Origin of the sequence: Sporolactobacillus pectinivorans, assembly GCF_002802965.1 — a bacterium.
Lineage (GTDB): Bacteria > Bacillota > Bacilli > Bacillales > Sporolactobacillaceae > Sporolactobacillus > Sporolactobacillus pectinivorans.
Genome location: NZ_NXGA01000014.1, coordinates 1 through 557, shown reverse-complemented (window position 1 = coordinate 557; position 557 = coordinate 1). Strand labels below are relative to the sequence as shown.

Here is a 557-nt window from a genome sequence, read left to right as displayed (position 1 = left end):
TCTTCATGGAGCGTGGACTGGTTGCCTTTCAGAGCCAGCACATAATCCGCTTCTTTCTCCCTGATCTTGGCGGCAATATCTTTCTGGCAGCCCCTAGCGTCAAGGGTGACCACGCAGCCTTTGAGGTTCAGCAGTTCGAGCAGGTCAGGAATAACGGTGATTTCATTTGTTTTTCCCTCCACTTTTCGCTGAGCCAGTACCGCCTTTTGTTCGGTCGCCCATGCGCATAAGGTATGAATCGCTCGCTTGTTAGCCGCACGGTGATGGGAGCCACGCAGTGTTTTCCCATCAATGGCCACTACTTCGCCTTGGGTCAGTGTGTAGACGTCGGCTGTCCAATTCATGAAGCAACGTTCAACAGTCTCAGGATCGAGCAGAGAAAAGACCCGGGCAAAGGTATCATGAGAGGGAATCCCATTGGGCAACTCAAGGAAGCTTTCAAACCATTCTTTACGGGCATAGCCGAATTCTTCCATATCGGTAAACGAATCAATCGCACAAATCGTCGCGGTCAGCGCGATGGTCAGGATATCAATGAGATTATGGCGCAAGTGATT

At 50.8% G+C, this 557-nt stretch carries 1 protein-coding gene; it reads right to left on the bottom strand.

The window, feature by feature from the left end:
* Positions 1-557 (bottom strand): ISAs1 family transposase (locus COP04_RS19270; protein WP_157800407.1); only part of this gene is annotated, 557 nt, incomplete at both ends.